The 23,335-nt window shown below is 62.8% G+C and carries 22 protein-coding genes; 12 read left to right on the forward strand and 10 right to left on the reverse strand.

All coding sequences use genetic code 11. From position 1 onward, the window contains the following. The first annotated feature begins 21 nt into the window (after positions 1-21). The 5 genes from DVK01_RS15845 (at position 22) to DVK01_RS15865 (ending at position 5,937) form a co-directional block, all read left to right on the forward strand. Positions 22-1,086, forward strand: a complete 1,065-nt coding sequence (locus tag DVK01_RS15845) for a glucose 1-dehydrogenase (protein ID WP_101350089.1) — start codon at positions 22-24, stop codon at positions 1,084-1,086. Between the two features lie 275 nt (positions 1,087-1,361). Further along, positions 1,362-2,738 carry an ABC transporter substrate-binding protein gene (locus tag DVK01_RS15850; protein WP_101350088.1) on the forward strand — a complete coding sequence of 459 codons (1,377 nt, stop codon included), beginning with the start codon at positions 1,362-1,364 and terminating at the stop codon, positions 2,736-2,738. Between the two features lie 175 nt (positions 2,739-2,913). Continuing rightward, the gene (gene trmB, locus DVK01_RS15855; protein ID WP_053968214.1) at positions 2,914-3,966 is read left to right on the forward strand and encodes an HTH-type sugar sensing transcriptional regulator TrmB; all 1,053 of its coding nucleotides are present in this window, start codon (positions 2,914-2,916) and stop codon (positions 3,964-3,966) included. Positions 3,967-4,397: 431 nt separating this feature from the next. After that, the gene (locus DVK01_RS15860) at positions 4,398-5,174 is read left to right on the forward strand and encodes a winged helix-turn-helix domain-containing protein (protein ID WP_101350087.1); all 777 of its coding nucleotides are present in this window, start codon (positions 4,398-4,400) and stop codon (positions 5,172-5,174) included. Between the two features lie 49 nt (positions 5,175-5,223). After that, on the forward strand, positions 5,224-5,937 hold the full coding sequence (locus DVK01_RS15865) for a dolichyl-phosphate hexose transferase (RefSeq protein ID WP_101350086.1): 714 nt from the start codon (positions 5,224-5,226) through the stop codon (positions 5,935-5,937). 32 nt (positions 5,938-5,969) lie between these two features. Here DVK01_RS15865 and DVK01_RS15870 read toward each other — a convergent pair whose 3' ends face one another. Genes DVK01_RS15870 through DVK01_RS15895 form a run of 6 tightly spaced genes read right to left on the reverse strand, consistent with a single transcriptional unit; the run spans position 5,970 to position 13,721 of the window. Next, positions 5,970-6,551: a gluconate 2-dehydrogenase subunit 3 family protein gene (locus DVK01_RS15870; RefSeq protein ID WP_121537526.1), complete on the reverse strand. Its 582-nt coding sequence runs from the start codon at positions 6,549-6,551 to the stop codon at positions 5,970-5,972. 9 nt (positions 6,552-6,560) lie between these two features. Beyond that, positions 6,561-8,567, reverse strand: a complete 2,007-nt coding sequence (locus DVK01_RS15875) for a glycosyltransferase family 39 protein (protein ID WP_101350084.1) — start codon at positions 8,565-8,567, stop codon at positions 6,561-6,563. Then, entirely contained in the window at positions 8,564-9,694 is a 1,131-nt protein-coding gene (locus tag DVK01_RS15880) for an ABC transporter ATP-binding protein (RefSeq protein ID WP_101350083.1), read from the reverse strand. The genes DVK01_RS15875 and DVK01_RS15880 overlap by 4 nt, the downstream gene beginning before the upstream one ends. After that, positions 9,694-11,316 (reverse strand): iron ABC transporter permease, encoded by a 1,623-nt coding sequence (locus DVK01_RS15885; protein ID WP_101350082.1) that lies wholly within the window; start codon positions 11,314-11,316, stop codon positions 9,694-9,696. The genes DVK01_RS15880 and DVK01_RS15885 overlap by 1 nt, the downstream gene beginning before the upstream one ends. Before the next feature lies 1 nt (position 11,317). After that, positions 11,318-12,502, reverse strand: a complete 1,185-nt coding sequence (locus DVK01_RS15890) for an extracellular solute-binding protein (RefSeq protein WP_101350081.1) — start codon at positions 12,500-12,502, stop codon at positions 11,318-11,320. Between the two features lie 55 nt (positions 12,503-12,557). Then, complete coding sequence (locus DVK01_RS15895) at positions 12,558-13,721, reverse strand: alpha-1 4-glucan-protein synthase (protein ID WP_101350080.1); 1,164 nt, start codon at positions 13,719-13,721, stop codon at positions 12,558-12,560. Positions 13,722-13,938: 217 nt separating this feature from the next. On the opposite strand from DVK01_RS15895, the gene DVK01_RS15900 reads away from it, so the two are divergent. The 3 genes from DVK01_RS15900 to DVK01_RS15910 are packed head-to-tail and all read left to right on the forward strand — an operon-like array spanning position 13,939 to position 16,580. After that, a complete protein-coding gene (locus tag DVK01_RS15900; protein ID WP_101350079.1) occupies positions 13,939-14,682 on the forward strand; it encodes a beta-ketoacyl-ACP reductase in 744 nt (247 codons plus the stop codon). 1 nt (position 14,683) lies between these two features. Further along, positions 14,684-16,267, forward strand: coding sequence for an acyl-CoA carboxylase subunit beta (locus DVK01_RS15905; RefSeq protein ID WP_101350078.1), 1,584 nt, complete (start codon positions 14,684-14,686; stop codon positions 16,265-16,267). Between the two features lies 1 nt (position 16,268). Beyond that, the gene (locus DVK01_RS15910; RefSeq protein WP_101350077.1) at positions 16,269-16,580 is read left to right on the forward strand and encodes a hypothetical protein; all 312 of its coding nucleotides are present in this window, start codon (positions 16,269-16,271) and stop codon (positions 16,578-16,580) included. Here the strand turns inward: DVK01_RS15910 and DVK01_RS15915 are convergent. Then, a complete protein-coding gene (locus tag DVK01_RS15915) occupies positions 16,577-16,762 on the reverse strand; it encodes a hypothetical protein (protein WP_101350076.1) in 186 nt (61 codons plus the stop codon). The two genes, DVK01_RS15910 and DVK01_RS15915, sit on opposite strands and share 4 nt — an antisense overlap. Before the next feature lie 143 nt (positions 16,763-16,905). Here DVK01_RS15915 and DVK01_RS15920 point away from each other — a divergent pair, with 143 nt between their 5' ends. The 4 genes from DVK01_RS15920 to DVK01_RS15935 all read left to right on the forward strand — a co-directional run bounded on the left by DVK01_RS15920 (position 16,906) and on the right by DVK01_RS15935 (position 20,493). Continuing rightward, positions 16,906-18,066, forward strand: a complete 1,161-nt coding sequence (locus tag DVK01_RS15920) for an ABC transporter substrate-binding protein (protein WP_101350075.1) — start codon at positions 16,906-16,908, stop codon at positions 18,064-18,066. A 6-nt stretch (positions 18,067-18,072) separates the two neighbouring features. Continuing rightward, positions 18,073-18,900, forward strand: a complete 828-nt coding sequence (locus tag DVK01_RS15925; RefSeq protein ID WP_101350074.1) for a hypothetical protein — start codon at positions 18,073-18,075, stop codon at positions 18,898-18,900. A 64-nt stretch (positions 18,901-18,964) separates the two neighbouring features. Next, positions 18,965-20,116 carry a 3-ketoacyl-CoA thiolase gene (locus DVK01_RS15930; protein WP_101350073.1) on the forward strand — a complete coding sequence of 384 codons (1,152 nt, stop codon included), beginning with the start codon at positions 18,965-18,967 and terminating at the stop codon, positions 20,114-20,116. Continuing rightward, positions 20,113-20,493, forward strand: a complete 381-nt coding sequence (locus tag DVK01_RS15935; RefSeq protein WP_101350072.1) for a Zn-ribbon domain-containing OB-fold protein — start codon at positions 20,113-20,115, stop codon at positions 20,491-20,493. The genes DVK01_RS15930 and DVK01_RS15935 overlap by 4 nt, the downstream gene beginning before the upstream one ends. On the opposite strand, the gene DVK01_RS15940 is transcribed toward DVK01_RS15935, so the two are convergent. The 3 genes from DVK01_RS15940 to DVK01_RS15950 all read right to left on the reverse strand — a co-directional run bounded on the left by DVK01_RS15940 (position 20,494) and on the right by DVK01_RS15950 (position 23,296). Further along, a complete protein-coding gene (locus DVK01_RS15940; RefSeq protein WP_121537528.1) occupies positions 20,494-22,065 on the reverse strand; it encodes a bifunctional UDP-sugar hydrolase/5'-nucleotidase in 1,572 nt (523 codons plus the stop codon). It abuts the gene before it with no gap. Positions 22,066-22,153: 88 nt separating this feature from the next. Further along, positions 22,154-22,633, reverse strand: coding sequence for an HTH domain-containing protein (locus tag DVK01_RS15945; RefSeq protein WP_101350070.1), 480 nt, complete (start codon positions 22,631-22,633; stop codon positions 22,154-22,156). A 78-nt stretch (positions 22,634-22,711) separates the two neighbouring features. After that, positions 22,712-23,296, reverse strand: coding sequence for a hypothetical protein (locus tag DVK01_RS15950; protein WP_121537530.1), 585 nt, complete (start codon positions 23,294-23,296; stop codon positions 22,712-22,714). Positions 23,297-23,335: the final 39 nt, after the last annotated feature.

Raw genomic sequence — 23,335 nt, forward strand, 5'->3', positions numbered from 1 at the left:
TGTTCTCACTCTCTGCCTGGCATGAAAGTGATTGGTGTTACGCGGGACGACGACGGCCCACAGCTCCTAGAGCGGGAGCGACCGTCGCCTGACCCGGGCGAGGCACTCGTCCGGACACTCCGCGTTGGTGTTGACGGCACAGACCACGAAGTCCTGAACGGGTCCCACGGCGGGTTCCCCGACGGGGCGGACCACATGGTTCTCGGACACGAGGCGGTCGGCGTCGTCGAAGAGCCCAATGGCACGGGGCTCGAGGCGGGGCAGGTCGTCGCGCCGACTGTCCGGCGGAAACCGAACGGCGAAACGAACGAGTATTTCCGTCGGGGGGAACCCGACATGGCTCCGGACGGCGAGTACACGGAACGTGGCATCGTCGGCGACCACGGCTTCATGGCCGAGTATTTCACCTCGCCGGCAGATTTCCTCGTCCCCGTCCCGGAAGCGGTCGCGGACTACGGCTTTCTCGTCGAGCCGCTCTCGATTACCGAGAAGGCAAACGAGCACGCCTACGCCACGCGGGAGCCATTCGATTGGCGGCCGGAGTCGGCCTGCGTGCTGGGGAACGGTTCGCTCGGACTGTTGACGCTGTGGATGCTTGAACAGGAGTACGACCGGACGTACTGTGTCGGTCGGCGCGACCGGCCCGACCCGACGGTCGACATCATCGACGAGATAGGCAGCACGTACGTCGATTCCCGTGAGACGCCGGTGGATGAACTCCCGGAGACCTACGAGGCGATGGACTACGTCTACGAGGCAACCGGGTTCGCCCCGCACGCGTTCCAGACGGTCAAGGCGCTCGACCAGAACGGGGTCGGCGTGTTGCTCGGCATCCCGGAGCCGTGGGAATTTGAAGTCGATGGCGGCTCGCTCCACAACGAGATTGTCCTGCACAACAAGTGTCTCATCGGGACTGTCAACTCACACGTCTCGCACTTCGAGGACGCCGTCGAGACCTTACAGGACCTTCCGGAATGGCTGCTCGACGATCTGGTCACGACGGTTACCGACCCGGAGCACGTCGAGGCGGCCTTCACAGACGGGGACGACCAGATAAAAGCAGTCGTCGAGTTCGATTCGCTGTAAGTCCCCGGGCCGAACCGCGCCCGAGCTTTTTTGTCCCAATATACCCGGATAGACCTCATCTCAAAGCGGATATGTCGGGTAAATGTAATCTCACAGATGTAAGATAGTGAGGTATTTACTCACATACGATTAATTTGTTCGCCCGCTCAAACCCGAGAAATCGTGGGATATAGATGATTTACCGGGATCGATACGAATGTCAAATGGTGACTTTTGCTATACAGAAGTATTAAGTGCGAATCTTCAATAAGGAATTATGAGGTATTGGTGCAACCATGACTGACGACAACTCAAATAAACGGTTGACGCGGCGTAACGCTCTTCGGATTGCTGGCGCAGCAGGTGCGGCCTCGCTGGCTGGCTGCGGTGGGAGTGACGGTGGTGATGGCAGCAGCGGCGACGGCAGCAGCGGTGACGGCGGCGACGGTACCAGTGGCGACGGCAGCAGCGGTGAGGACAGTACCGACAGCGGGCCACAGTATGGGACGCTCGAAGTCGCCCACTGGTGGGGCGAAGGCGACGGACTCGAAGCGATTCAGTCCGTTATGGACGCCTTCAAGGAGCAACACCCCGACGTTCCGTTCGACGAGAACCTCATCGCCGGTGGTGCGGGTGACAACCTGCAGGCGAACATCCGGACACGGGTGCAGAACGGCAACCATCCGAGTACGTGGCAGTCCTGGCCCGGAAACAATCTGCTCCCCTTCACCGATGCGAACCTGCTGAAGGACATCGGCGACTCCGTGTGGTCAGAGAACAGCATGGAGGACGCATATCTCCAGGGTGTCAAGGACGCGGCCCAGCCCGCAGGGAACTACGTGACGGTCCCGCTCAACATCCACCGGATCAACAACCTCTTCTACAACGTCGAGGTCGTCGAGGACGCCGGGGTCGACCCGACAGCCCTCGAAACGCCGTCTGACCTCGTCGACGCGCTGGCAACGGTCAGCGATGCTGGCTACACCGGAATGGCACACCAGACCGGTGCGCCGTGGTCCAGCTTCCAGATGTTTGCGACTGTTCTCCTCGGCGAAACGGACGCCGAGACCTACAGCGCTATCTTCGTCGACGGTGAGGTCGACGCCAACAGCGACGCTCTGGAGTCGGCAGTCGAGACCACACAGTCCTATCTCGACTACATCCCGAGCGACGCCGGTTCGATTTCCTGGACCGAGGCCAACAACCAGGTCATCAACGGCGAAGCGGCGTTCCTCCACCAGGGAGACTGGGCGGCCGGAACGTACATTACGAACGACCTCGCGTACGGCGAGGAGTGGGACCACGTGACGTTCCCGGGTACCGACGGTTACTACGCACTCAACATGGACTCGTTCCCGTATCCGGTCAACAACCCGTCGCCGGAAGCGACTACGCTGTGGTGCCGGTTCGTCGGCACGGCCGAGGCACAGGAGATCTTCAACCCGAAGAAGGGGTCGATTCCGCCGCGAACTGACGTGAACACCGACCCGTTCAACGACTTCTCCAAGGATCAGATAGCAGACTTCCAGAACAGCGATGCTCAGCCGCCGTCTGTGGCACACGGCCTGGCCGCACCGCCGGCAGTCAAGTCCTCGCTCGAATCCGCTATCTCATCACTGAACTCCGGTGCTGCGCCCGCAGATGTCGTCTCTCAGATCTCCAACGCCTACTAAACCACACCGACAGCGCACATTTTTCGCCGTGGCGACTCGAACAATCGAGTCTACAGGGTAGCGGGTCGCTGTGATGGGACAGCGAACGATAGCGGAGAGGCACGCGCCTGGTCCTGAAATTGTCTGCTGAAGAGAGTGCCGAAGTTCTTAGTACTCGACTCGCAAACGCCCCACTATGTCTAGTGACGACTTGGAAGCATCGCTCGAACAGGTAATTGCGCGGTTCAATCTCGGCGAGTACGAGATTTCAGCCTACCTGGCCGTGTTACAACACGGTGAGCTGACAGCGTCGGAGATATCGGAGAACACGGACATTCCACAGCCGCGAGTGTACGATACGGTCCGGAGCCTCAGCGACGTCGGACTGGTCGAACTCAAGGAGTCCCGGCCGATGAAAGTTCTGGCTATCGACCCGCGGGAAGCCTTCGAGGGGATACAGGACTCACTCGATGATCTCGTCGACGACCTCTCTTCGCGCTATACGGCTCCTGCACGGGAGCCCGAAGCCGTCTCACTCGTCAAATCTCGGCCGACGATACTCCGGTACCTCGAAGATATCATCGAGACGGCCGAGTACGAACTGACGCTGTCTCTGACCCCGGCCCTGCTGGAGCGGTTCGAAGACAGACTCGCGGCCCGGAAGCAGTCCGGCATCGCTATTGAAATTCTCATTTCACCGGGTGTGGACGCGCCCGACCCAGCGCGGTTCGATTACGAGTCCATCGCGACCACGGTGAAGGCCCGCCGCGGTATCACGACACCGGTCGTCGCCGTCGCCGATGGGAACTACTCGATGTACGCGACCCGTGAGAGCGTCCGCGGTGACACGGACCGATACGGCGTCATCTTCAATCGGTCGGAACTCGGGTTCCTGGTCTCCGGGTTCCTCAACACGGTGCTGTGGACGACTGCTGAAACGATCGCCAGCGACGGAGACGGGCTGCCGTTCCCGCGCCGCTACGGGACGATCAGGCGCTGTATCTCCGATCTGGTAACGCTGGACGGGGAGTTCTACGCGACTATCGAGGGCCGGGATGTCGAGACAGGCGACCACCGGGTCGTTGAAGGCAAAGTTGACCAGGCGTCGTTCAGTTCGAACCGCGAGGTCGCGACGCTGGTCGTTGAAACGGCTGACGGGCCGGTCGAAGTCGGTGGGCAGGTCGCTGCCTTCGAAGATATCGAGGCCTACGAGATTCGGATCGGGACAGACGAACCGCCCGAGAACTGACCCATTACTATCGGCCGAGGCTGGTTTTCACGGTGACTGCCAGACTGCGGACAGTCGATACGGAGCCAAGAGACAGTAGTCCGTAGTAAATACCTGCCTGGACGAGGCGACAGCGGAGACAATGAGCACCGTGGGCGGGCAACCCACGGTGATTGCATGACCCTTCGGGCTGGCGATATATGTCAGAGGCACGACATCGCCCGGCCCGAACGTGGCAACTCCACAAGACCAACGTGCTCCATTGCGTTCAGCGGGGACGTGGTCTTACGTGGACAGCAACAGTCTCTGCGTCGTGAGCGATAAAAAAGATGGACACATTGGCTGCAATAATATCCCATGCCCGAGAGAATAGTGTCCTATTCGAAGAGAATTCCGTTACAAATGGAAACTGATATGTGCGAAAACTATGAGCTACAGAACATGGGGACAGTATGGGCGTAGAATCACTAATTCAGTACGTCCGAACGTCGTCTGTCCGGACGGACATCATCGGCGCGCTGTGTCCCGGGGCCAAGGCCACCAACGAACTGCTGTCAGCAGTTACTGCAAGCGAATCAGCGATTTACGACGCGCTCTCGAACCTCGAAGGCCGCGGCATAGTCACCTCAACGGACGACGGCTGGCGACTCACCGGTACCGGCCGCCTCGTCGCAGATACGATTCACCGCCAGCAACGGCTTGAGGAACTCCTCGCTCTCGACCTCCAGTACTGGGAGGCTCATGACACGTCAGTGCTACCACAGCCGTTCCGGTGTCGCCTGCCTGAAGTTGGTGACTACACGGTCATCCGTGGCACGCAAACCGATATCAACCGACCGGTCCGGGAAGTCGTGTCCCGCGTCGAGAGCGTCCCTCACTGCGATGTCATCTCGCCCGTCTACCACCCCGAGTACGAGGCGGCGATGCCGGACAACGCCGAGTCGCGGCTCGTGGTCAGCTGTGCTGTAATCGACGAGATGCTCGACACGGAGTCCGTCTCGCTCGATATAACTCGGTTCGAGGAAACGACTGTTCGTGTCACGCCGGTCCCGTACGCACTCGCCGTCGCCGACAACTGGATGATTATCACGCTCCCAGAACTCGACGGGGCCTGGCCGTCGGCGAAGATTATTTCGGAGACGGACGGCGCTATTTCGTGGGCGAGGGACCTGTTTACGCACCTCTGGGAGGATGCAACCCCGATAGAAATGTATCTCGACGATCACTGATTTTGGCAAACCTAAACATTCAAGAACCGTGGGTTCTGACGGATGAGCAATGGCTATTCAGGGCTCGCGGGCTGAAAATTCAGCCGGCTACACGTTTGACGACCTCGCGGTCGTCATGGGGACGTACAACGAAGAAGAAGCAATCGGCACTGTTCTCGACGATATCGCGACAGTGACCGACGGGCGTGCCGAGGTCGTCTGCGTCGATGGCTCCAGTGACCGGACGCCGGAAATCGCCCGCGAACACGGTGCAACAGTCATCGAACAGGAACCGCAGGGATACGGTGTGGCGGTCCGCGAAGCCGTGCTGACGCCGGACCGGCCGGTCGTCGTCACGACGGACTGTGACGACACGTATCCGATGGAACGCCTCCCCGATTTCCTCGCAGAAATAAACGACGGGGCCGACGTTGTCAGCGGCGACCGGCTGTACTACGGGGCCGAGCAGATGCCGGCGATGAACAAACTGGGGAACGAGCTGTTCGCCCTACTCGCGAGTGTACTCATGGGCAAGCGCGTCCACGACACGACTACCGGAATGCGGGCCTACCGCCGCGAGGTCCTCCAGAAGATCGTCTGGACCGAGAACACCGGGCTCTCGGCGGAACTGCTCATGCGGCCACTGATGCGCGGCTACGACGTGCGTGAACGCCCTATCGAGTACGACGAGCGGAAAGGTGAGACGAAACTCGACCCGTTCTCCGGCGGGGCCGCCATCGCAAAGTCGATCGTCCGGGTTGCGCTCGAAGAACGGTTCCGGTAACACCGCCGACGTAATCGGCGACGGGTCCCGGCTTATCGGTCGTTCGGTGGCTGCTGATAGCTACTCGTTCCGCCGGGGTAGCCCTGCGGATTCTCGATTCCGACAAGCTCGCCGCCGGTCGGCGAACTGTACAGCGCGAACAGGAGGTCGTTGACGAGGTAGTAGCGGACGCGGTGCCTCGGGTCGCCATGTGGCTCCGGGTCGGCAGCCTTAACGCCCATTCCCCGCAGCGTTTCTTCCTGCGTTTCTGTGTCCAACGCAGTGAAGACTGTGTCCTCCCATTCTCGGGTGTAAGCGTCGAGGTCCGCAACGGCGGTCGTCATTTCTGCCGCTCGCTCAGGGTCTGCCTCGACCCGGCCGGTGACGTAGCTGTTGACGAATTCCCGGACGCCCGTTACCTCGCTCGGATAGACAATAGTGGCGACGGCATGATACGTCTCGCGCTCGTGGTCGCCGAACTCCGATTCGGCCGTCTCAGTGTCTTTCTCGGCTGACTCGGCACTCTTGTCGGTTCCCGATTCGTTCCAGACGAGCGCCGCCGCGCCGCCGACGGTGACGCCCGCCGCACCGAGGGCTTTCAGCGCGTCGCGTCTGGTGAGTTCGTAGTCAGTCATCGGTACGGATCACGTAGTTTCGGCTGTTGTGGTCGCGTTCATGCTGATTCCGTCGCGGTGTGTGCCCGGAACGTAGGCTGCCTCGCCGCCGCAGCGGCGCTGATCCTTACAGACTTCGAGTCGCGGTGTCAGCGCCCGCACGCCGTTGTCCGTCTGGGAAACCGGGAGTTCCGCCCGGTACTCGAACCCCGCACCAGTACCGTAGTCGACAAACATAATGAGCGTGACTGTCCCGTCCGCCGGCGTCGGGACGCTGACCTGGTCCTCGATGCCGTCGCCGGTGAGCCGCGTCCGGTCGCGGTCCGTCGAGAGCCGCAAGTCCAGCGTATCGGTCCCGGTAACCGTCGCGTAGTCGTTCTCACCCTCGCTTGTGAGCCGGATGGAGACCAGCGCGGCCTGTTCGGGAACTGACGCCGATACATCCGTCCGGACCGTCCGGCCCTCTGCGACCGACACCGGCTGGAGCCGCGGCTCGACGGGCAGCCCCAGATACGGGACCCACTCGCCGCGGAACGCGTAGCGGTAGTAGGTCCGGTCGGGGTAGGCGTCGATGACCTCGAACTGGCGGTGTTGCATCGCGTAGACGGTGTCGCCGTCGAAGCCGGGGTCGTTACGAACCGACTGGAACGGATGATTCAGCCAGTCGCCGTACGGTGTCGGGAGCAAGACGAGACTGTTGTCGAGGTCTCGCTCCTCGAAAGGCGTGTAAGCCTGCTCTAGCTGCTGGGTCACTTCGTAGTTGTCCGAGACCGGCTCGGCCGCTGTTGTGACGGCCGCGCCGCCGCCAAGCGCCGCGCCACACAGCGCCACAGTGACCAAGACTGGACGGACCCGATCCGCGCTGACCCGCTCGGTTACCAGCAGCCGTGTCCATCGGGCAACGGTAACGACCCCGACGGCACCGAACGCCGTCAGCGGGACGAGCATATCGACGTGATAAAACGGCCCGAGGAAAGCGACTAAGCCGTCTGTCGGGTCCGAGAGGTCGCCGAGCATGTTCACGGTGCCCCAGAAGTAGCCGTTGCCGAGCGGGACCGTCAGGAGGACCCCGGCCAGCGCCGCCTGCCGGCCGTCTATTCCGCGACGCACGACGGCCCCGAGCCCGATAGCTGCTGCCGCCGTCCCCAGCGGCCCGGCGACGACCCACTGGGTGAGAAGCTTCCAGAGGAGTTCGGCGTTGGCGTCCAGCGACATCGCCGGCGTGAACTCCCGAGAGTAGCCCAGAATCTCCCGGTGGCCAAAGCCCGGCCCGTCCTGCGGGGCGAACACTTCGTACGGGAACAGCAGGGCTGAGCCGGTGACGACGTGGTTGTATGCAAGCGTCGCGGCGACACCGGTAAGCCCGCCGACGGCAGTCAGTGACAGGCGCGTGAACCACGCCGGGTCGAGCGTCCGGAGCGTCCACAGCGCGTGGATAATAAACGGCGTTGCAAACAGCACTGCGGTGTACGGCCGCGCGAAGAAGGCGACGCCGATAGCGAGGCCGGCACCTGCCGCCGTCTTCCGGCTCCCGGTCCGGTCGGCGTGGAGATACGCCGCGGCGAAGCCGAGGTTCCACAGCGTCGTCGGCACGTAGGAGAGAAACACCGAGGCCTCGATGAGAAACAGCGGCGACCCGACCATGAGGACGGTCGCCACCACGCCCGTCCGGGCGTCGAACGCCTCGCGGACGGTATGGTAGGTTAGCGCAAGGACGCCGGTCCCAATCAGGCCGAGCGCAACGCGGTAGCCGCCGAGCAGTTTCCCGACGGCAAACATGGCCGCCGGGACCGGGGCATACTTCGGATACAACCGCTCACCGTCGGCCACAAAGAACCACGGTCGGAACGACTCCTCGACCGGCGGGTACATGAACAGTTGCCCCTCAAGCAGCATGGCGGCCTGCTGGAGGTAGACGCCTTCGTCATGGTTGGTTGTATGATGGGGAAAGACGACGTGGGCGAGCGTGAAGACGGCGAGCCCGCCGAGCAACGCTATCAGCCCCGCCTGTACCCCCGGCCGGCGCAGTCGCGTCATTCCGTCGGATACCAGGCCAGGTCGTGGTCGGCGACCAGATCAACTTCGACCGGCTGGCCCGGTTCGAATGTCTCGACGTGGTTGTGCATGCAGTGGACGACGTCGCCACTGTGGAGTTCGACCCGGTAGACGAACGACGGACCGTTGTACTGGCGGTGAACGACGTAGCCGTCGGCCTGGGACTCGTTTGTTGGCATCGCCTGCAGGTCGTCTGGACGGACCAGCACGTCCACCATCGCGCCGTTGTATGCCTCGACCGGCCCGTTCAGCAACTCGATGTCGAACGAGCCCAGTCCAGTCTCGATGACATCGCTGGTCACCCGGGCCGAGAGGAAACTCGCCTGCCCGAGGAAGCTCGCAACGAAGCGGCTCTCGGGGTTTTCAAACACTTCAGCGGGGTCACCGACCTGAGCGATGGTCCCGTCGTTCATGATGGCGACGCGGTCGCTTATCGAGAGGGCTTCCTCCTGGTCGTGGGTCACTGAGATGGCGGTGACGCCGGCCCGCTTCAGGATTTTGCGAACCTCCTCGCGCATCTCGACGCGCAGGCGCACGTCGAGGTTCGAGAACGGTTCGTCGAGCAGCAGGACATCCGGTTCCGGGGCCAGCGAGCGCGCGAGCGCAACGCGCTGTTGCTGGCCGCCGGAAAGCTGGCTCGGCATCTTGTCGTGATGCGACGAGAGGTCGACCAGTTCGAGCAGTTCGTCGACCCGCTCGGCGACGGCCTGCTCGTCCATCTCGGTCAGCCCGAAGGCGATGTTCTCGGCGACGGTGAGATGCGGGAACAGCGCGTAGTCCTGAAAGACGATCCCGATGTTGCGCTCCTCTGGCTTCCGGAACGAGGAGCCATCGGCGATGACTTCATCGGCGATCGATATCTGCCCGTCAGAGGGGCGTTCCAGCCCGGCAATCATCCGGAGTGTCGTCGTCTTCCCGCAGCCGGATGGCCCCAGCAGTGTCAGCAGTTCGCCGTCTTTCACATCGAGTGATAGGTTCTCGACGGCGACTTCGTGACCGTAGTCCTTGGAGACGTCGTCCAGTTCCAGGACCGTCCGGTCCGGGTTCGCTACCGCCGCGTCCACGTCGTCGAAGTCCGATGTTTGCTGTGTGCGTGTTTGTCGAGACATTAGCTTGTGTCCTCCCGTCGAAGAATGACCAGCATCGAGAGTCCGGAGAGGCCGACGAGCACGAGAGCCGGGACCGCCGCCTGTCCGTAGTAGCCGGCACCCTGGACGAGCCAGATGTACGTGACGAAGGTTTCGAAGCCCGTCGGGCGTAACATCAGCGTTGCCGGCAATTCCTTCATGGTCGTCAGGAACACTAGCGCGGCCCCGGCGGCGATTCCCGGGGCAACGAGTGGTAAGACGACTTTCCGAAACGCCGAGAGTGGGTGGTAGCCCAGGGACCGCGCCGCTTCGATGTAGCTCGGATCGACCTGCAGAATCGAGGATTCGGTCGTCCCGACGGCCTGCGGGAGGAACCGAATCACGTAGGCAAACACCAGCAGGATGACACTCTGGTACAGGAACGGGACGTACCGGAGCCCGAGATACACGAGCGCCAGGCCGAGCACGACCCCGGGGACGGCGTAGCCGACGTACGTGGCCCGCTCGGGGAGTGACGAGAAGCCCGAACTACCGCGCGCGGAGAGATACGCTATCGGGAGCGCTGCCACGACACAGATGGCCGCCGCGGCTGCGGCGAGGCCGACCGAGTTCCAGGCGTAGGCCGCATCGAAGGTGAAACCGCCACCGCTGTAGCCCGTGCCGGAACGGAGGAGCCACTGGAGCAAGATGCCGACCGGAAGCACCAGACACAGCGACGCGATAGCGCCGCAAAACAGCAGTGCCGGGGCTTTCCAGTAGCCGAGCCTGATGAGACCGGGCCGGCGCGAGCCGCTGCTGACGTAGGCTCCGTCTCGCCCCGCGCTGAGGCGGGACTCGACGGCGAGGATACCAAGCGCCATCACAAGCAATAGCATCGAGAGCACGGAGGCGTAGTCCAGCCGGCGAGCACCGAACTCGTTGTATATCATCCGCGTGAACACGTCGTACTGCATAATCGCTGGTGTTCCGAAGTCCGAAAGCGTGTACAGCGCCACCAGCAGGGCACCGGCCGCGATGCCCGGCGCGATCTGTGGCAACGTGACACGGCGGAACGCCTCCCAACGCGTGTGATTCAGTGTCCGGGCGGCCTCGACCACAGTCCCGTCGAACGACAGCAGCGACGCGCGCGTGGTCAGGAACACGTACGGGTACGTAAACAGTGTCAGCACAAGTATCGCGCCGTGCAGGCCGTATATCGTCGGTATCTGCTCGATGCCGAGCGGCGAAAGCAGGTCCGCGAGGACGCCGCGAGGGCCAAACGCCGAAACGAACGCGAAGGCCCCGATATAGCTCGGGACGACCAGCGGCAGCGCGGACGTAATCGTCCAGAACCGCTTGAACGGCAGGTCCGTCTGGGCGGTGAGAATCGCCAGCGGGACGCCGATGAGAATCGACGCGACGGTGACACCAGTCACAAGCGCTAGCGTGTTCAGCGTCACCGAGACAGTCGTGTCGCTCGTGAGTAGTTCCACCGCACGCCCGAACTCGATTTCACCCGCCCGGAGAAACACCCATACCAGCGGTGCAAGTAACAGCAGCGAGATTGCCAGCGAGACCACTGCGAGCAGCGTGTGCGGAGACGAGTCTCGCTCCGACGTGGTCGCTTGCTCCCGAAGCCGCTCGTAGCGGTCTTTTGTGCCCATATTAGAGGACGCCAGCGTCTCGAAGTAAGTCAACGGTTCCGGCCACGTCAGCCAGTTCGCTCAGGTTGATATCCGGCGGGTTCAGGTCGTCGATACGCGGCAGGTCACCGACCGGTGCGACGCCCGGAATCATCGGATACGCGAACGTCCGGGTGGCGAAGAACTCCTGTGCCTCCGCCGAGAGGACGTGCCGGACGAAGTTCGCTGCCAGGTCTGCGTTGTCGGTTCCGTCGATGATTTCGAGGCCCGAGACGTTGACGAGTGCCCCGGCATCACCTTCGGTGAACGCGAGGCCGATGGGCGAGCTTTCGCGGGCAGACTGAACTCGAAGTGTGTAGTAGTGGTTAGCGAAGCCGGCGGTCAGTTCCCCGTCGGCGCAGGCGTTTGAGACGCGGAACTCGTCGGCGTAGGTACTAATGCCGTGGTCCTGCATCGCCTGGAGCCACGACATCGTCTCGTCGTCGCCGCGGATGAGTCGCATCGCGGTGACGAACGACTGGAACGCGCCGTAGCTCGGGGCCCAGCCCATGCTGTTTTCGAGCGCAGCGGTCTCCGGGAACTCCTGAACCGTCGACGGGATGTCGGATTCGGAGATCTGGTTCGTGTTGTACGGAATCGCTCGGGCGCGGCCGGCGATGCCCACCCAGCGGCCCTCGCTGTCCTGGTACGCGTCCGGAACCGTCGACAGCGCCTCTTCGGGGAGGCTCGCGGTCGCGCCAGCGTTTGCCACGGCACCGAGTGAGCCAGCGTCGATCGACATGAACACGTCTGCTGGACTTGCGCCCGCCTCGTTCTCCTCGATGATGGTGTTTGCGAGGTCACTGGATGCTTCGAGCCGGTGGTTAGCAGAGAAATCAGGATACAGCTGTTCGAACAGTTCGATGAGGTCGAGGTAGAGGCCGCCCTCGCCACCACCGAGGTACAGCGTCAGTTCGCCGCTGAGGTCCGGCAGCTCCTCGATTGAGGTCCCGCCGGGAGCGTCCCGCTGTGCCACCAGCGGGCCGGAGCCACGGAAGTCCGAGAGGGAAAGCTGACCGGTCCCAGCACCGGTCCCACCGTCGCTTCCACCATCGCCGCCGTCGCCCCCACTCAGAATACCGGAACAGCCGGCAATCGCCGCTGTCGCGGTGGTGCCACTGAGGGCGAGGAAGCGTCGTCGTGACTGCGTTGCGTTACGTCCCGTCATATCGTTAGAATCACTCATTATTTGATTTAGGGTTGCCTAAACAACTTATGCCTTTCTAGTCGTCGGCGGTTGCGGGGACCTGTTCCGCCGCGGCGTCGTCTAGTTCGTCGAGGCATGCCAGCCAGTCGAGCATGAATTCGCCGCAGTAGTTAAGGAAGGCACCGTTTTCCCAGTCGCTGAAATCGCCGTCGGCCATCGCCACGGCGATGTCCTCGAACACTTCGGCGTAGGAGTCCGCGTCCGCGCCGGCGTCGTCGACGATCTCCCAGACGTGTTCGTTGAGTTCGAGCCCGTGGACCTCGTTGGTGAGGTCCGAGAACGTAGAGCGGGGCGCTTTGTTGTGTTCACACAGCGGGTCGCCGTTGTAGATCTGCTTACCGAGCACGTCACAGGCCCGCTTGAGGAAGACGCCGGACCAGATGTCGTCAAAGCGGCCCACGTCCCACTCGTTGTCGTCCATCGGGAGCTGGTAGAACGCCGGGATGACCTCGCGACGGAACGCAAGGTTCATCGAGCAGACGGTGAGGTACTGTCCCTCTGCGGCGACGAAGTCATCGTCGAAGTCTGCCCCGGTCGTACGGGTCTGGGCCTGACCCTGCAGGTCGCCGTCCATCAGAATGCGAACAGCGTCGAGGTCGGGCACGTTCGTCCAGAGGCCCTGCGAGGCGACCACGTCATCGACGCGGCTCTGCTCAGTCGACACCGTCTCGTCCATTGCGGCGTAGGGGTAGCCACGCGGGTAGAGGCCGTGTTCGTCCTCGTTCTGGTAGAGGACGTTGACCCACTGTTCGTCGGAACTGACCGTCTCAATCTCGCCCTCGTAGGCGAGATTCTCCATGTGCGTCCCGAAGAAGTCCGCGTCATCGTGTGGTAGCGTGTCGTCGTCGATGAACACACCGTACTCGTAGTCGTTGGCCCACATGTACAGGAGGCCAAACGAGGTCTGTGCGTGGCTTGCTTCGGGGATAAGATGCGAGTATCCGCTCGCGCCGTGGGCCTCAAACCACGCCTCGCGGGCGGTTCCGTCGTAGACGGCTCCGTCAACGCCCTCTTCGTCGAGCATCTGTTCCATCGCGTCGGTGTCACAGAAGTCCTCGGTGATGAGTACGACGAACAGTCGGTCCAGATCGAACCCGTGGTCCCGGGCGTTCTGGAAGTACGACCGCATGCACTCGTGGTTTCGAATCGTCGGCACCATTACGCAGATGTCGGCTGTCATGTGCTGGCCGTATCTCTTTAGGCCATCCTAAAAGATTTGGCGTTCTTCTTTGCTACCCTCGTGAGTCTGTCTTCTAGCCGTCACTTCTCGTGTACTAGCAGCATCATTATATTCTAAATTCGACGTTTAATGTTGTATAAGGCGAACTGTTATTTGGCTGTGCTTTGCCAGATTAGGTGATGAGCGTACGAAGCAACAGGGCTCCCATCAACCACGAATGAACCTGGACAATCAAACCTGTGTCGTCACTGGGTCCTCACGTGGTATCGGCCGCGGAATCGCCAAAGATCTCGGTGCTCACGGGGCTAACGTCGTCGTTAATTATCGGTCCTCGGACGCGGAAGCCCGCGCCGTCGTCGAGGACATCCGGGAAGGGGGCGGCACCGCTATCGCGGCCCAGGCCGACGTGGCGAAACTCGATGAGGTCCGGGCAATGCGTGAGAAGGTGGCCGACGAGTTCGGGTCCGCAGACGTGCTCGTCAACAACGCTGGAATCACTATCGACAAAAAGTTCGAAAACATGAGCCGCGACGACTGGGAGACGGTGATCGATGTCAACCTTGGCGGCGTGTTCAACGGGACGAAAGCCTTCTACGACGACATTCGCGACGCCGAGCACGGCCGACTGATAAATATCTCTAGCGTCGTCGGTCAGCAAGGGAACATCGGGCAGGCTAACTACGCGACGACGAAATCGGGGCTGTTTGGCTTTACACGGACGCTCGCACTTGAGTTAGCACACACGGGGTCAACCGCGAACTGCGTTGCGCCGGGCTTCGTCAAGACCGATATGCTGGAGGAGGTGCCCGAACGCGTTCAGGAAAAGATTCTGCGGGAGATTCCGCTCGACCGGTTCGCGCGCGTTGAAGACATCGCCGGCATCGTGCGGTTCGTTGCCAGCGAGGAATCGAGCTACATGACAGGACAGGTACTTGGTGTCAACGGCGGGATGGAGTGGTAGGATGAGTCAACAGGAAGAACCAGAAGACGAGACTGGGGCACCTGACGACGCGGTCGAAGAGTTGCGACAGAAACGGGCCGAAGCTGAACTCGGAGGCGGTGAAGCTCGTATCGAATCCCAGCACGAGAAGGGCAAGATGACCGCCCGCGAGCGCATCAACTTTCTCGTCGACGATGGGACGTTCAACGAGGTCGACCCGTTCGTCGAGCACCGGTCGACGAACTTCGGTATGGAAGAGAAACGGTTCGCCGGTGATGCGGTTGTTACCGGTTACGGTGAAGTCGACGGTCGGAAGGTGTTCCTGTTCGCACACGATTTCACCGTACTGGGTGGGTCCGTTGGCGAAGTCGTCGCCGACAAAATCTGTAAAGTGATGGACCGGGCCATCGAGAACGGTGTCCCGGTCATCGGACTCAACGACTCCGGCGGCGCGCGCATTCAGGAAGGCGTCGACTCACTGGTGGGCTTTGCCAAGATATTCGAGCGCAACACCAAGGCGAGTGGTCTCATCCCCCAGATATCCGCGATCATGGGGCCATGTGCTGGCGGAGCCACCTACAGCCCGGCGCTGACTGACTTCACCTTCATGGTGCAAGACACCAGCCACATGTTCATCACCGGGCCGGACGTCATCGAGACGGTGACCGGCGAACAGGTGTCGAAAGAGGAACTCGGCGGTGCGGGCTCTCACTCCACCAAATCCGGTGTCGCTCACTTCTCGTACCCATCGGAGGAGGAAGCGCTGGAAAACATCCGCCGACTCCTGTCGTACCTCCCGGCGAACAACATGGAGGACCCGCCGCGAGTCAAGCCGTGGGACGACCCTGAGCGAGAGATTCCCGGCGTGACCGATATCGTCCCCTCGGCCCCACGCAAGCCTTACGACATGACGAAGGTCATCGACGCCATCGTTGACGAAGACTCCTTCTTCGAGGTCCACGGCAACTGGGCACGCAACGTCGTGGTGGGGTTCTCGCGGATGGACGGCCAGTCGGTCGGCGTCGTCGCCAATCAGCCACGCGTGAGCGCGGGGACGCTCGACATCGACGCGGCGGAGAAGGCCGCCCGGTTCGTCCGCTTTTGCGATTCGTTCAACATCCCCATCCTCACGCTCGTCGACGTGCCCGGGTTCATGCCCGGCACCGACCAGGAACACAACGGCATCATCCGCCGGGGCGCGAAGCTAATCTACGCCTACGCCGAGGCGACGGTGCCGCTGCTGTCGGTCGTCGTCCGGAAGGCCTACGGCGGCGCGTACATCGTCATGTCCTCGAAGTTCCTGGGCAGCGACGTGAACTACGCCTGGCCCGGGTCGGAGATGGCGGTGCTCGGGCCGCGGGGTGCCGTCAACATCCTCTACCGAAACGAGATCGCGGAGGCCGACGACCCGGACGCCAAGCGGCAGGAACTGATGGACGAGTTCCGCGACGAGTTCGCCAATCCGTACGGGCCGGCGAAGCGGGGCTATCTCGACGACGTCATCGAACCGAAGGAGACGCGCAAGCGCCTCATTCAGGACCTCGACCTCCTGCAGCGCAAGCGCGAGGATACACCGCCGAAAGACCACGGCAACATCCCACTGTAACATGACGACTCGCAACACCCCACAGTCGGACGCGGAGTCGGTACTGACAACCGGCAGCGAGGGGCCGGAGGACCTGTCGCTGTCGATACCGGCGGACGCATCACAGGCCGAGGCGGCGGCTATCACCGCCGCGATTAGCGCCCACGTGACTGACCGCCAACGGGCTGCTGTGGCAACAGCACAGCGGCAGACGGTTGAATACGCCGATGAGTGGACGCTGGCAGGACGGCTGGCGAGTGTGGGCAAACGCCGCCCTCCGAACAATGTCAAACGCGGCGAAGAGTGGAAGGCGGCGGCGCGAGCGCGATACTAGGACTCGGTAAACTCCTGCAGCACTTCGAGGTCGCGGGTGGTCCGCATAAACTCCGACAGCGACCGCTCGGCCCCACAGTCGTCACAGGCGAACTGCGTCTCCGGGGCAGAGAGATCAGTTACTTGCGCTTCCCAGGCAACCGAACACGCCGGACATTGTAGTTGGAGCCAAGCCTCCTGCATATTCCGTGTGTGGTTAGCACACACGGATATACTTTGTGTGGATTCTCACTGCCGGGGGCAGTAGTGTCGTTTGGCGATTCGGGGTGTTTTTGGCCTGCCTAAATATAGGAAGATTTAAACCAATTAGGCAAGCCTAAAAATATATGGACCGACGAGAGTACATCGTTGCGGCCGGTGCCGGGCTGGCAGGTGCCGTCGCCGGCTGTTCAGGGCAGTCGGAGACCGGGAGCGATAGTGAGGGGACGACTGACAATCCAACGGGGTCCGGTACGTCGGCCGCGGAGTCGACTGCGGCCGCAGAACCGACGGATTCGGGCTACTCCGTCTCGATGGAGCCAGTCGGCGAGGTTTCCTTCGAGTCAGTGCCGGAGGGCTGGGTCGCAAACAACGGAAGCTGGGCCGACATGGGAATCGCGCTCGGCCTCGATGCACCGGAGGGCGTCTGGCTCCCCTCACGGTACCACACCCAGTATTACGACGAGATACCGGGCGTCAGCGTCGACGGGAGCTCGCTCAGGAAGCTGTGGGGCGACAGCGGTGTCGGCAAGGAGCAGTTCTACGAAATAGACGCTGATATCCACGTCATGGACCCGAACTTCCTGCAGAGCCGCGGGTCCTGGGAGCGGTCGGACATCGAGGAAATCGAGTCCCAGATCGCGCCATTCTTCGGGAACAGTATCTTCTCGACGGGCTACACGTGGCACGATTACACCTACTACACGCTGTACGAAGCCTTCGAGAAACTCTCCCGGGCGTTCCAGCGAACGGACCGGTTCGAGGCGTTCCAGTCCCTCCACGAGGAGTTCCGGACGGGTCTGGGTGACATCGTTCCGGACTCGAACTCCGACCGGCCGGAAGTGGCCATCATGTGGGCCGGGGGCAACGAGCCGACGAGCTTCTCGCCGTACCTCATCGAGGACGGGACCAGTTTCAAACAGTGGCGGGACCTGCGCGTTCGCGACGCGTTCGCAAAAACTGATGTCAGGGACTTCCACGCAGACCGGAGCACGGTCGACTTCGAGACGCTGCTTGACATCGACCCCGAGTACATGCTCCTGCGCGGACACGAGACCAAGACACGCGCGGAGTTCGAGGACACAGTCGTCAGCTACCTCGAATCGGATGAGACTGGAAGCGAACTGACGGCAGTACAGAACGGGAACGTGTTCCGCGGTGGGCCGCTGTACCAGGGGCCGATAACGAATCTGGTCGTCACCGAGCGGGCAGCATCGCAGGTGTACGACGTGGACCGGGAGCTATTCGACCGCCAGCGCGTCGCCGACATCGTCGCCGGAGACCTGTAAGGACTCATGGTCGGACGAACGCTCGCAGACATCCGTGATAGGCTCTCGGAACTCAGTGTGGCTGTCGGGCCGTACCGCGTCGTCAGCGCCAGAACGGGCACGCCGCCGTTCCCAGTGTCAGGAATGCAGTTCCCGGACCGCGAGACGGCCGCCGAAGCGGCCAGCGTCGCGACCGCATACCGAAGCGCCCTCCGTCGCTACGACCCCCGCGTCACCGTCCACGGCCTCATCGTCTGTGAAGCGCCGTGGGGGACCGATGCCGTCAGGACTGGCCCGTCGTCGCTCCCGGAGTACTGCCATACGGTCGCCGGGTCGCTGTTCGAGGTGCTGTCGGGCCGTCATCGCTCCGTCGAGCAGGCAGTCATCGACAGCTACCTCGAAGCGGCCGAGGAGACGGAGAACCGCGAGCGCCTCTGTCTGGCGATGCTCGAAAGCATGGCCACGGCGATCGCCGACAATCTCGACCCGGAAGTACAGGCGGACACCCTCCGCGAAGCCGCCGGACAGTTACCGCGCAAGCCGAGCGGGCCCGAACCGGTTCGGGACGCCGTCGCCGACCTCGAAGCAGCGGGACTTGTCGACGAGGCAGCAATCGAACCCGCAGCCGTCGGTCCCGGCCGCTGTGCCAGATATATCACATTACAGAACTATCGCCCGACACTGTCGGACCTTCGCTGTCCGGTGTTGCCGATTGCCGTCGAGCTACTGCGCCGGACGAGTATCACGCCACAGATGGCACAAGCGGAGCGAACTGCGGATGGCTGGCGGCTGCTCGTCTCACTGGCCGGCGACCAACCCGCCGAGGGGCTATCGGTCGTTACGACGACTGCCTGAACATTACACTCGTTCTATAGGTCAGACCGTAATACATACACGAGACCCCTGTGACGGCACAGGTATGGGAGTCGCAGTAATCGGCGCGTCAATGACGAAGTTCGGGCAACGCGACGCCTGGATCCGTGAGTTACTCTCGCAGGCGGGCGAGGAGTGTCTCACGGACGCCGGCGTCGCGCCCGACGACGTAGAGCACCTGTACGTCTCGAACATGTCGAGCGGCGAGTTCGAGGGCCAGACGGGCATCATGAACCTGCTGGCCCACGATCTGGGGGTGCTTCCGGCTTACAGCGAGCGAGTAGACCAGACCTCGTCTTCTGGCGGGGCCGGTATCTACGAGGCCTGGCAGTCAGTCGCCAGCGGGGCCAGCGAGATGACGCTGCTGGTCGGCGCGGAGAAGATGACCCACAAGACCACGGGCCAGGCGACCGACATCATCGCCTCGATTACCCACCCCGACGAGTACAAACACGGCGTCACGCTCCCCTCCTTTGCCGGGATGACTGCTCGGCACTACCTGGAGCGGTTCGACGCCCCGCGGGAGTCGCTCGCCCGGGTCGCGGTCAAGAACCACAGAAACGGTGTGGACAACCCCAAGGCGCAGTTCCAGAAGGAAATCACGATGGAGAAAGCGCTTGAGTCGCCGATCATCGCTGACCCACTGCGGCTGTATGACTTCTGTCCGATCACGGACGGCAGCGCCGCGCTCATGTTCACGACAGAGGAACGGGCCAAAGAGATTACCGACGAGTACGCTGTCGTCTCCGGCATCGGCGGGGCGACTGATACTCACGTCGTTCACGAGCGCGACGACCCGACTGTCATGGGCGGGGTCGTCGAATCGAGCGAGCAGGCCTACGAGATGGCCGGCCTCGGCCCCGACGACCTCGACGTGGCCGAGCTTCACGACATGTTCACGATTCTGGAGTTCCTCCAGCTAGAGGGCATCGGCGTCGCAGACCAGGGCACGGCCTGGGAGCTGGCAATGGATGGCGCGACCGCCAAGGACGGCGACCTGCCCATCAACACCTCCGGGGGCCTCAAGTCCAAGGGCCACCCGCTGGGGGCCAGCGGCGTCGCGCAGGGCGTCGAAATATACGAACAGCTCGTCGGCGAGGCCGGGCCGCGGCAGGTCGAGGCCGACACCGCCCTGGCGTGTAACGTCGGCGGCTTCGGCAACTGTGTCATCACCACCATCATGGAGGCCGCAGAATGACGCTGGAAGCAGGCATGTGCTCGAACGGCCACGTCTCGTACCCCACCCATCCGCTGTGTCCGGAGTGTGGCGAACCCCAGGAAGAGACCTTCGACCTCTCGGACCGGACCGGCGAGGTCGTCACCTGGACCCACTCGACGGCGACGCCGCCGGGCGTCCGCGAGCCCAACACGCTCGCTATCGTCGAGTTCGACATCACGGACGTCGACGGCGCGAGCGACGAGTTCGTCCGCGCGCTCGGACAGGTGACCACGGACGAAGTCGAGACCGGCGACACGGTCGAACCCGTCTACGTCGAGGAACTCCGCGACCCCGACGCAGGCATCAAGGTGCCAGAGAGCCAGGACTGGGACGGCTACCGCTGGGACCCCGTCTGATTAGTTCTCCTCGCCCTGTCTGGTGATACGCCCCTCCGTCGTCGGCGAAATCGTTCCCGCTTCTTCGATAGTGTTGATGACGAGGTCAGAGAGGAGCGCCCCCTCGTTCGAGGAGACGAGGACGGTGGTGTCACTGAGCATGCTGTAGCCGTCGCCGCCGCCGGAGACGAAGTCGTTGGTCGCCAGCGTGTACGTCGCCGCCGGGTCGACCGGCTCGCCGCCCGCCGTGGCTTCGATGATACGGTCGCCACTCTCCGCGGTGGGGTCGTAGGTGTAGGTGATACCACTGACCTGCGGGAACCGGCCGGCTCCTTCTTCGATGCGGCTGACACCGTTTTCCAGCGCCGCGAGCAGCGTCTCGCCCGTGATTTCCAGTTCGACCACGTTGTTCGGGAACGGGAGTATGTCGACGACCACGCGCCGCGTGATGTCCGCGGGGTTGTCCTCGCTCGCGTCCTCGAAGTACAGCGTGTCCGTCCGGATGCCGCCGCCGTTCATCAGCGCGGTGTCGGCCTCGACATCGGCCCGGATGGTGTCGGCGACGAAGTTCCCCATGTTCGACTCCCGCGCCCGGACGACCGACTGGCGGGTGTCCAGCGGCTGGGTAGTCTGCCCGATGACTACGTCCAGTTGCCGCTCCAGTTGCGTCTCGTAGTGGTCCTGGACGAGGCTGACGAAGGGGTCCGTGCCGGCCGAGGACGCCCCGACGTCGTGCAGCGCGAACTCGTGGTCCGTGACGCCGTCGTCGCGGATGCCCAGCGCCAGCTCGCCGAGGTACTCGTACTCGTCGCCGACGAAGGAGAGGACGGTGTCGTTGACCACCGCCGGTTCTTCCAGCACCGTCGCGGCGTGGTCCCCGATGATGGCGTCGACGCCGTCGACCTCCTCGGCGACGGTCCGTGCGGTTTCGCTCGCGAGATGGGAGAGCACGATGGTCGCGTCGGCACCGTCGGACTGTATCTGCTCTGTCACTTCCTGCAGTGCGGCGGCCGGGTCCAGGACCTCCGTGTTCTCCCCGATAGAGGTGATTTCGGGGGCTTCCGGCGTAATCAGGCCGGTGATACCCAGCGTAACGCCGCCGACATCTGTGAGGACGTACTGCTGTGCGCCCTGGTCGGCAGCGAAGACGGCCCCGCCCTCGCGGACGTTCGCGCTGACCCAGGTGAAGAGGCTGTCTCCCACCCGCTCGCGGAGGACCTCGGGTCCCATGTCGAAGTCGTGGTTGCCGTAGGTGTCGAAGTCCAGGCCGCCGGCGTTGAACGTCGAGACGACGTGTCGCCCGTCGAACACCGCCGACAGGACCGACGACGCCAGGTCGTCGCCGTTGCCCACCCGGAGCGTGGCGTCCGTGTCCTCGGCGATGTCGTTCATCAGCCCGAAGTACCGGGAGACGTTGAGGCCGTCCGCGCCGGCGTTGGCGAACCGGCCGTGGACGTGGGTGTCGTGCAGGAACGTGACGGTGGTCCCGTCGGTCTGTAACGCGGCGCTTGCGGTCGTCGAGCCGACTGCGAGGCTGCCCAAGACGGCCGCGCCCGTCCCGAGTACGTCACGACGTGTCGCCTGATATGTCATATAGATATGTTATATTAAGAACAGGACTTCATACTTTGCGTCGCGGCAAGAGTACTGATGGGTCACAGACGCGGCGAGGCGGGGCGTGTCAGACGGTCGAGACAGTCGTCGAACCGGTGTCCGGGAGGGTCCCCGTCTCGTCGAGTTCCGCGATGCACTCCTCGACAGATTCCGCCCGGCCCGCGTCAGCGAAGGGAGCCACCTGTACGAGATCGCCGCCCTCGTAGACTGCGAGGCAGACGGCCGGCATGACGAGTTCCCGGCGTTTCTCGCCCGTCGTCGAACTGTAGCAGAGCCGGGTGTCGAAAAACGGTGCGAGACAGACCCCGGCCTCGCGGGCCCACTCCGCGAACTCGTTGTAGAGGGTTCGCTCGGGTCCGTCACCAGAGCCCTGCAACGGGACGCGTTTCGCCCACTCGACCGTCTCAACCTCAGTGAGTACGCCACGGCACACCAGCTCCCGGAGTTCGCCTTCGATAGCGTTACAGCGTTTCCGTGACGGCGCTGGGAGGTCAGACCGGACGAACAGAGTCGCCCGTCGACCACCCGGAGCGGTAGAGCTGGACATGGGTATTCATATCTATACTTGTACTATAATAAATCATTATGTTTTATGAAGTATGATTTCGCGCCGTACTGAAATCCGTTATTCCTCATCGCTTCCATCGCCGCTTTCGGTACCGTCATCGCCCCTGTCCGGACCATCGATTTCGTCCTTTATCGACCGTAGCTCGGCATCTACGTCTACTGGCACGTCAGTAGCCTGCTCGGAGTGCATCTCGTCACTCACCCCCGGCTCATTTGCTAACCGATCCCGGATCTGATTACGCAATTGTTGGGCTTCCTGAATGAGCTCGCGGGCCTCTTCGTCTTCCGGCGTTCCTTCCACAGCCTGCTGGAGGTCTGTCAGTGCACCGTCGAGACGGGAGAGCGTGGCCCGACTCAGTTCACTCGCACGCTGTCGAACTTCGTCGGAGGCGGAGCCGGTCGATGTCGGCCGGCCTTCGGCCATCCGGAGGGCGCGCCGGAGGAGTTTCAGCGCCTCGATATTGGTCTTCAGGACCAGAATGACTGCAGGGATAGTCACGTCGCTAGTGAACCGGAGGAGTTCACCCGGCGTCGGTGGCCTCGGCAGGCCGCTGTCGGTCGTGGGCTCGACCTCCGTCTCAAGCTCCTGTAGCGTCGTGACGAGGTCCGTAATCAGAGCGGTAAGGTCGTCGTCCGAACTCATACCTCTCCCTTGTCGCCTCGGGTACTAAAGGCCGCGCCG

The organism is Haloarcula sp. Atlit-120R (assembly GCF_003665885.1).
In the GTDB taxonomy this organism is placed as follows: domain Archaea; phylum Halobacteriota; class Halobacteria; order Halobacteriales; family Haloarculaceae; genus Haloarcula; species Haloarcula taiwanensis.